Annotated in this window: 9 protein-coding genes; 3 read left to right on the top strand and 6 right to left on the bottom strand. The window is 62.6% G+C overall.

The genetic code is table 11. The annotated features are described in order from the left end of the window. Window positions 1–343: 343 nt before the first annotated feature. A complete protein-coding gene (locus K675_RS0128765; protein WP_017906918.1) occupies window positions 344–1,078 on the top strand; it encodes a CPBP family intramembrane glutamic endopeptidase in 735 nt (244 codons plus the stop codon). A 178-nt stretch (window positions 1,079–1,256) separates the two neighbouring features. Here K675_RS0128765 and K675_RS0128760 read toward each other — a convergent pair whose 3' ends face one another. Continuing rightward, complete coding sequence (locus K675_RS0128760; protein ID WP_017906917.1) at window positions 1,257–2,006, bottom strand: creatininase family protein; 750 nt, start codon at window positions 2,004–2,006, stop codon at window positions 1,257–1,259. Window positions 2,007–2,133: 127 nt separating this feature from the next. Between K675_RS0128760 and K675_RS0128755 the strand changes: the two genes are divergently transcribed. Beyond that, window positions 2,134–3,054 (top strand): LysR family transcriptional regulator, encoded by a 921-nt coding sequence (locus K675_RS0128755; protein WP_017906916.1) that lies wholly within the window; start codon window positions 2,134–2,136, stop codon window positions 3,052–3,054. Window positions 3,055–3,116: 62 nt separating this feature from the next. On the opposite strand, the gene K675_RS0128750 is transcribed toward K675_RS0128755, so the two are convergent. Together K675_RS0128750 and K675_RS33945 are read right to left on the bottom strand one after the other, a co-directional pair. Continuing rightward, window positions 3,117–4,115 carry a bile acid:sodium symporter family protein gene (locus K675_RS0128750; protein ID WP_017906915.1) on the bottom strand — a complete coding sequence of 333 codons (999 nt, stop codon included), beginning with the start codon at window positions 4,113–4,115 and terminating at the stop codon, window positions 3,117–3,119. Window positions 4,116–4,226: 111 nt separating this feature from the next. Further along, window positions 4,227–5,030, bottom strand: coding sequence for a cytochrome b (locus K675_RS33945; protein ID WP_269745395.1), 804 nt, complete (start codon window positions 5,028–5,030; stop codon window positions 4,227–4,229). On the opposite strand from K675_RS33945, the gene K675_RS0128740 reads away from it, so the two are divergent. Next, window positions 4,973–5,209, top strand: a complete 237-nt coding sequence (locus tag K675_RS0128740; RefSeq protein WP_017906913.1) for a PLD nuclease N-terminal domain-containing protein — start codon at window positions 4,973–4,975, stop codon at window positions 5,207–5,209. The genes K675_RS33945 and K675_RS0128740 overlap by 58 nt on opposite strands. A gap of 134 nt (window positions 5,210–5,343) precedes the next feature. Here K675_RS0128740 and K675_RS0128735 read toward each other — a convergent pair whose 3' ends face one another. The 3 genes from K675_RS0128735 to K675_RS0128725 form a co-directional block, all read right to left on the bottom strand. Then, window positions 5,344–6,036 (bottom strand): amino acid ABC transporter permease, encoded by a 693-nt coding sequence (locus K675_RS0128735; RefSeq protein WP_017906912.1) that lies wholly within the window; start codon window positions 6,034–6,036, stop codon window positions 5,344–5,346. A gap of 3 nt (window positions 6,037–6,039) precedes the next feature. Continuing rightward, window positions 6,040–6,768, bottom strand: coding sequence for an amino acid ABC transporter permease (locus K675_RS0128730; protein ID WP_017906911.1), 729 nt, complete (start codon window positions 6,766–6,768; stop codon window positions 6,040–6,042). Between the two features lie 80 nt (window positions 6,769–6,848). Continuing rightward, complete coding sequence (locus tag K675_RS0128725; RefSeq protein ID WP_017906910.1) at window positions 6,849–7,655, bottom strand: ABC transporter substrate-binding protein; 807 nt, start codon at window positions 7,653–7,655, stop codon at window positions 6,849–6,851. Between the last annotated feature and the right edge of the window lie 383 nt (window positions 7,656–8,038).

The following is an 8,038-nucleotide window of genomic DNA, read 5'->3' as shown; positions in this document are numbered from 1 at the left end:
CCTGCCATGCGTTGGTTCGAATCCAGCCGCCCCTGCCATTTTCTCTTTTCTCAAGTTTTCATCCATGGTCAACACGGCCTGGATTTCCATTTTCCTCGATCCTGCTGACGCCACGAACGCCTGGATTGCGGTGCGATCCCCTGTGGGAGGCTCTAGGGTTTTGGGAAAGACTTGAGCGCCTCTTCGCGGCGGTGCGACGCCTCGGTAAATCCTGCGCCCACAAGACACCCGCCAGGCCGTCTTCCACAAAGGGGGGAGCGTGTTGGGGGAGGTCTTGTCGGCGTAGCGGGGAACTTGCTAAAACGGACGCTTCTCACCGCGCGCCGAGATCAGGGATGGCCGAATGATCCATGACGGACTTGTTGTTCTTATCCACTACGGGCTTTACCTGATTCCGGGCCTGCTCCTGTGCGCCCTCTGGTTCGGCCTGGTGCCCAGGACCCAGCCGGCCCTGCGCATCGCGATCCTGTTGCTGACCTTTGTTCTACTGCGTGACGCGATGACGCCGTTGGGGCTGTGGTCGCTCAGTGGTGACTTGCAGATTGCGTTCATCGCCAATCCGTTCGTGCTGGCCATGCTCGGCGGCTTGTCCCTGGGACTGGTCGTGCTGCTGGCCTGGCTGGCGCCGGAGTTGTGGCAGTGGCTGGTAATGTTCAGGGGCAATCGGCTGGCCGGGTTGCTGGTGGGGTTCGTTGCCGGTTGCCTGATCGGTCTGCCCCTGCGGCTGTATCAGGGAATCGAACCGGCCGCGCTGGTCGGCTATTGGGGCTGGCTGCCCGGCATGCTGGTGCTGGCCTATGGCGCCAATGCTCTGGAGGAGGTGCTGTTTCGCGGGTTCCTGCAAGGTTATCTGGAACAGCGGATGTCGTTGTTGCGGGCAGCGTTGATCAGTGCCGTGGCGTTTTGCGCCTGTCATTCATTTCTGGCGCTGACGGTTACCCAACTGGGCTGGCCGGTGCTGCTGTTTACCCTGCTGGAGGGGCTGGCCTGTGCGCTGGTGCGGATGCGCCATGGGGTGCTGGCCTCCACGGCGACTCATGGCACGGCGATCCTGCTGATCGCCGTGCCGATGTCTTAGGCTCTGTCTGAAAAATCTTGATACTCGGTGATGCTGCGTTGAAAACCGCCTCGGAATGCTCATTTACTCCAGTAAAGTCGGGCGCGACCCCGGCCGTTCCTCGGCGGTTTTCGCCTTGCCTGACCTTCGTCTCAAGACTTTTCAGACAAAGCCTAGAGCCTGCCGCCGAGACCGGACACTACTGGACAAGTGCCTCGCGACTGAAGGCTTCGACTTCCCGCAGCAGGCTGCTGGCCGCCAGGCGCACCAGCTCACCGCCTTTTTCCACGCTGGCCAGGGCCGGATCGGAACCCATGCGGCCATCCGGGAAGCGTGCACGGAAGTCCAGGGCCTCGCGGATCGGTCCGGTGTTGGCGATCTGTGGCGAGTAATCGGCCGACTTGATGGAGTCCGGGTAGGCCCATTGGGTCACGGCAATCTCGGAAGGCGTGGCGTGGCTGCCATGTCCAACCGGGAACTGCTCGCGGGCCAGTTCGCCCACACCCTCAAGGTCCCACCAGTTGCACAGCTTCAAGGCGAAGCCGGCAGGGCGCCTGGCGAAGCTGGCTTCGGCATACAGCTGCGAGAACGCCGCTTCGATCGAAGCGATGTTGCCGCCGTGGCCATTGAGAAACAGGATCTTCTCGAAGCCATGGCCGGCCAGGGAGCGTACCCAGTCACCGATGGCGGCGATAAAGGTCGACGGCCGCAGCGAGATGGTGCCCGCAAAGGCCAGGTGGTGCTGGGCCATGCCGATGTTGAAGGTCGGGGCGATCAGGATATCGGCGTTTTTCTCGGCCTCATGGGCAATGATTTGCGGACACATCCAGTCGGTGCCCAGCAGACCGGTGGGACCATGCTGTTCGTTGGAACCGATGGGCACGACGATGGTACGGCTGCGTTCGAGAAACTGGCCGATCTCGGCCCAGGTCGACAGGTGCAGGAGCATTGGGTTTCCTCATGGCGGCTGGTTATGTGGAGCACATGGTGCGCTGCCCATCCTGGATCAGCAAGAGCAACCAAGTTCATGTATCGTTGCTCTCTAGGCAACAGTCGTTTGGCAGGAGCTTTTCCGGATGCGTGAGATCAATCAGCAGCGGCTGCGGTACTTCCATGAGGTGCTGGTTCATGGCTCGATTCGGGGGGCGGCGGACCATATCAATACCTCACCTTCGGTCATCACCCGCCAGATCAGGTTGCTGGAGCAAGAGCTTGGCGCCCGGTTGTTCGAACGCCAGGCGCGGGGCGTGCGACCGACCGAAGCGGCCGCGCACCTGCTGGAGTTCTGGCGCGGCTATCGCTCGCACCAGGAGAAACTCGAGGACCAGTTGCAGGCGATCCGGGGGCTGCAGCAGGGCCAGGTGCGGGTGGTGATCAGTGAGGGTTACGTCGATACCCTGGTGGACAATGTACTGGCACCTTTCTGCACGCAGTTCCCACAGCTCGATGTCAGTCTGGATACGTTGCCCGTCGACGATGTTCTCAAGGAAGTCGCGGAAAACCGTGCGCACATCGGCCTGGCCTACAACCCGCCGGCACATCCGCATATCGAATGCCGGGCCGCTTCGGCGCAACCCCTGGTTTTGCTGCTGCCCGTGAGTCATCCACTGGTCGTGCGCGGTGCTCCGGTCACCTTGCAGGAAATGCTTGCCTGTCCACTGGTGCTGACGCCTGGCACCTACGGTATTGGCCATGCCATCAGGTCGCTGGAGTTCACCGAACGCATCGAAGTCCGTCCGGCCTTGCTCAGCAACTCGATGGCGGCGCTCAAGCGACTGGTGGCCAGCGGCAATTTCGCTTCGTTGATCGGCGAGTTCGCCGCCTACCGCGAGATCGATGCGGGGGAGCTGGCGGTCGTGCCGGTCGACCACCCGCTGTTTCGCAATATCGAGGCGAAGTTACTGGTCAAGTCTGGCCGGCCACTGGCTGCGGCGGCCCAGGAACTGCTGGACTGGATGCTACGGCGACTGCCGATGTTCGCTACCGAGGGGAGTTGAAGCCCTGAGCGGGCTGCCTGGCCCGGTGGCGACTCAGGCAGCACAGAGGTCCAGCCCGGGGTTCAGGGATCGACCTGGCCCATCAGTTCACCCACCGACTCCGGCCGTTTGGCGTAGCGCTGGGCCAGCACGGCGCAGACCATCAGCTGGATCTGGTGGAACAGCATCAGCGGCAGGATCAGTACACCGATGGTGCTACCGGCGAACAGCACCTGGGCCATCGGCACGCCGGTCGCCAGGCTTTTCTTCGAGCCGCAGAACAGGATGGTGATGCGGTCTTCCTGGTCGAAGCCGAACGCCTTGCCCAGCAGGGTCGAGGCGGCCAGTACCAGGCCCAGCACCACGCAGCAGACCACCACCAGCCCGGCCAGATCCCGGAGCGGGATCTGGTGCCAGATGCCTTCGTTCACTGCCTCGCTGAAGGCGCTGTAGACCACCAGCAGGATCGAGCCCTGATCGACGAACTTCAGCCAGCTCTTGTTGCGGCCGACCCAGGCACCGATCCAGCGCCGGGCGATCTGGCCGGCAATGAACGGCAGCAGCAGTTGCACGCTGATCTTGGCGATGGCATCGACGGTCGAGCCGCCTTCGCCATGCACGTTCAGCAGCAGGGTTACCAGTAGCGGCGTGAGGAAAATGCCGAACAGGCTGGAGGCCGCCGCGCTGCAGATGGCGGCCGGTACGTTGCCGCGAGCCAGGGAGGTGAAGGCGATGGCCGATTGCACGGTGGCGGGCAGGGCGCACAGGTAGAGCATGCCCATGTACAGCTGATCGCCGATCAGCGGCGAGAGCACTGGCTTGAGTGCCAGGCCCAGCAGCGGAAACAGCACGAAGGTCAGGCCGAACACCAACAGGTGCAGGCGCCAGTGGCCGGCACCGGCAATGATCGACTCACGGGAGAGCTTGGCCCCGTGCAGGAAGAACAGCAGGGCGATGGCGATGTTGGTCAGCCAACCGAAGCCTAGCGCCACCTGGCCGCTGGCGGGCAGGAGACTGGCGAGGATCACCACGCTGATCAGGGTCAGCGTGAAGTTGTCGGGCAGGAAACGGGGACGGGTCATGGAGAGCGTTATCCGGGAATAGAAACAGTATGCAGACTTTAACCGGTCCGAGGTCTTCCGACTAACGCGAATAAGCCCGTGGATATCGCCTAAAGGACATCCTGGATGCGGTCAGCGATTGAGCATTCTGCCCAGCACCGACCGTCCCATTGCCTGATGCTGCACCACCGCCAGCAGATGCAGCGCAACCAGGCCACCGAGCAGGGCGCACATCACGTGATGTTCCTCATGCAACTGCGCCAGCGCGGTGCTGGAGTGGACCAGTTGTGGCAGTTGGAACAGATCGAGCATCTTCACCGGGTGGTTCATCATCAGCACCCCTGTGATCAGCACACCCGTCACCGTGGCATAGATCGCCCCATGCGCAAGTTTCGCCAGGCGGGCCTGCACGCCAGTGTGCGTGGGGCCTGGGTAGGCCTTGATCGCCAGCCATAGGCGCCAGGCGAAAAACGGGATGAACAGGCTGGTCAGTTGGGGATTGAACGACTCGACCCATTGCCGGAAGGGGGTCTGTTGATCCAGCAGGGTCACGCCGAAGCCACTGAAGGTCGCCCACAGGATAACGACGGCTGACAGCCAGTGCAGAAAGATACGGGGTCTGGAGTAGGGGCCTGCCTGGCGGTCCTTGACAGCGGGCGCTGGAGGGGGCGGTCGATGGTCCAACGGGATGCCTTTCTGAAAATGAGTCTGATTCTCATAGGTGGCAGAAGGATATCTCTCTGGGAGCGCGCTGTAAATTCCGATGGCCCGGGCCGTTTCCAGGGTTGAAACGGGGCGGGTATTCGAATCACTGATCAAATCCGAATGAACCCTCGCCGGTGCCTTGCGCCTAACGCAGGACACACGGGAGGAAAACCATGCAAATCGAATATGTCTGGATCGCCCTGGCGGTGATGGTGCTGTTGGTCGAGTCATGGGCCATCAGAAGTGTGCTCAAGAGCGGAAGGAGTGCGGGAACCAAGGGGTTGTGGATCGTCGTGCTGATCTGGGTGCCGTTGCTGGGGCTGGTACTCTGGTTCTTCATCGGGCCGAAGGAACCGACCCGAGAATTGCCGGCTGCGCAGCAGGGAAGGGGCCAGGGAACCGCCCGTTGAACACGGGTTGCGGCGGGCTCGCTCCTGATCCGTATTGTTTCCTCTCGATCAGAAAACTCGCGACATCCTGCAAGTCGCGAGGATCGTCCAGCAGCAGTGTTTCAAACCTCGGCGCTTTGCAGTCAAGACCAGGGTTATCGGGCGGCTGTCACGGCGGGCTGCTTGCGGGCCAGCACGCCGGCGAGCAGATCGAGCCCGGTACAGAACACGAAGTACACCAGCGCCACGAACAGGAAGATCTCCGTCGGGTGCACCATCACCCGGTTGCTCACCTGTGTCGCGACGAAAGACAACTCTCCCACGCCAATCACGTACGCCAGCGAGGTGTCCTTGATCAGTGAGATCCACTGGTTGAGAAACGACGGCAGCATGATTGGCAGGGCCTGGGGCAGGATGATCAGGCGCATGACCTGCACCGGACGCATGCCCAGCGCCCGCGCCGCGGCCCATTGGCCGGCCGGCAGGCTCTGGATGCCGGCGTGGACCGAGTACGCCAGGTAGGCACCGCCGATCAGTGACAGGGCGCAGACCACGGTGAACAGCGCCGGAATGTCGAAGTGGAACAGGATCGGCAGCAGGAAGTAGCTCCAGAAGATCAGCATCAGCACGGGGATTGCCCGTAGGAAGCCCAGTACCGCAATCAGTATCCCTTTGGGCCAACCCTTGAGAGTGCTCAACGCGATGCCCAGTACCAGGCCGAGAATCGCGGCGCTGACGCCGCAAAGGACGCTCAAGACGAGTGTCAGCGCAGCGCCGCCGAGCGGACCGTCGGGATAGGCGCCGAGCAGGAAGTAGCCGAGGTTGTCGGTGATGACGGAAAAGTCCATGACTCAGGCCGCTCCCCGGCGATAACGCCTGGTCTGGCGGATCCACTGGCCCGCCGCTTCGATCAAGGCAATGCTGAAGATGTAGAGCAGGGTGGCGAAGCCGAACGCCTGGAAGGTCTTGAAGGTTTCGGTCTCGACCTGGCGCGAGGCATAGGACAACTCGGCCAGGCCGATGGCCATGGTCAGCGAGGAGTTCTTCAGGGCGTTCATGTATTGCCCCAGCAGTGGTCCGAGGGCCGTGTGCAAGGCCTGGGGCAATACCACGTAGCGCCACACCTGTGCCGGACGCAGGCCCATGGCCAGGCCGGCTTCGCGCTGCTGCGGGCGCACCGAGGCGACGCCGGCGCGCAATTCCTCGGCGATGAAGGCCGAAGTGTAGAGCATCAGACCCCAGAAACCGGCGATGAATTCGAAGGACGGCCAGTCGAGGGCCACCCCGGCGACGCTCACCTCATGGGGCAGGTTGAGCCAGGTCACCAGTTCTTCGGGCAACAGCGCACTGACGCCGAAGTACCAGAAGAACAATTGCACCAGCAGCGGGGTGTTGCGCAGCAGCGCCAGGTAGCTGCGTGCCGGCCAGGCCAGCCAGGGTGCGCCGGCAAGTCGCGCCAGGCACACCAGCAAGCCCAGACCGGTCGCCACCAGGCAGACCACGGCGGACAGTGCCAGGGTCAGGACAAATCCATCGAACAGCCATTTCAGATACTGCGGGCCGAGCAATTCACCAAACATCGATCACGGAGTCCATCCAGAAGACAAAGAGCCCGCACGGCGGACCGGGCAGGCTGTGCAGAGCAACGCGTGGCGAGCGATCAGCTCTTGTCGCCGATCTTGTACAGGCGGGCCAGCGGCGTCTTGGTGTCGGGGCCGAACCAGGTGTCATAGATCTTCTGCGCCTGGCCCTTGGCCTCCAGCTCCACCAGGGTCTGGTTGACCACGTCGGTCAGCGCGGCTTCGCCCTTGGGAATGCCGACGCCGATCAGGTCGTTGGAGATGGTGAAGGGCGGCACTTCGTACTTGTCCTTGTCCGGGACGTTCGCCAGCAGGCCGATCAGCTTCGGGCCGTCCTGGGTGATGGCCTGCACGTTGCCGTTGCGCAGGGCGGTGAAGGCGAAGGGCGTGTCGTCATAGGCGACGACCTTGGCACCCGGGAATTTCTCGCGCAGCACGCCTTCGTTGACGGTGCCCTTGTCGACGCCGACGCGCCACTTGTTCAGGTCGTCCTGGGACTTGAGGGTGCCTTTCTTGACGATGAACTGCTGGCCGGAACTGAAGTAGGGAATGCTGAAATTGACCTGCTCGGCGCGCTCCGGGGTGATGGTGAAGTTGGCCAGCACCAGGTCGACCTTGTTCGCCACCAGCAGTGGCACGCGGTTGGCCGGGTTGGTCGGCTGCAGTTGCAGCTTGACGCCGAGCTTGTCGGCGATGGCCTTGGCGTAGTCCACGTCCAGGCCTTCGATCTGTTTGGTCTTGGCGTCGATGAAGCCGAACGGCGGGTTGCTGTCGAACGCGGCCACGCGCAGGACGCCGGATTTCCTGATGTCTTCCAGGCGGTCGGCGTGGGCCAGACCCGAGACGATCGCGAGGCTGAGGGCAGTGAGGGCAGTCAATTTTTTCATGGGGATCTCAACACTTGATGGATGATTCGGCGCCGAGTCTTGCAGTCCAACGGTTGAATTACAAAAGAATATAAAAGAATGATTTAATTTCTTTTGGATATAAGAGGGTTTTTCGGGCTATCCCCGTAAGTCGCGTGCCAGAGCCTTCCGGCCTGACCCGCGCGAACAGTTCGACGTCGGCGCCGAGCGCCAGGCCGTCGAGGTGGACGGGCACACGCCGACCTGGGCCCGCCCGCAGGGGCCGAACCTGTGGCCCCAGGCCCTGCCGCAGCCCATGTGGCGAGCGGGCTTGCCCGCGCTGGGTTGCGCAGCAAGTCCAAGTCCTGCAACTTCATTCTGTCCGGCACGACGCGCCTGAAGCATCAGCGGCTGCTCTGCAGCCC

Source organism: Pseudomonas fuscovaginae SE-1, assembly GCF_000364705.1.
GTDB classification, from domain to species: Bacteria; Pseudomonadota; Gammaproteobacteria; order Pseudomonadales; family Pseudomonadaceae; genus Aquipseudomonas; species Aquipseudomonas fuscovaginae_A.
Note: the sequence above shows the minus strand (reverse complement) of the source record. Positions and strands in the feature narration are given on the sequence as shown.